The sequence below is a fragment of the Cobetia sp. SIMBA_158 genome (assembly GCF_046566945.1).
Classification (GTDB): domain Bacteria; phylum Pseudomonadota; class Gammaproteobacteria; order Pseudomonadales; family Halomonadaceae; genus Cobetia; species Cobetia amphilecti.
Genome location: NZ_JAWJYL010000563.1, coordinates 1 through 261, shown reverse-complemented (window position 1 = coordinate 261; position 261 = coordinate 1). Strand labels below are relative to the sequence as shown.

At 31.8% G+C, this 261-nt stretch carries 1 protein-coding gene; it reads left to right on the top strand.

Features of this window, described 5'->3' with window-relative positions:
* A partial coding sequence (locus tag R2R70_RS21085) for a hypothetical protein (protein WP_410979062.1) occupies nucleotides 1-261 on the top strand: 261 nt, incomplete at both ends.

Genomic DNA, 261 nt, shown 5'->3' with positions numbered 1-261 from the left:
AAGTAAGTAAAACAGCTGCTGATACATACAGAAAGACAGTAAAAGGACGAAGCACATTCTCTGACGAGAAGATTCAAAAGAAACTCAATAGACACATTATCTGTTTACAGGAAAGAGAACCTGAAAGAATTATTAAACAAGGATTGTTAGGTAAGGTTTATCTTTATGGAAATTTAATGATTAAAGTACGATTGGGAAAGATTGTAGAAATTATTAATCTCCCACATAAGCTAAGAATTGAAAAACGTTTAGAAGATAGCG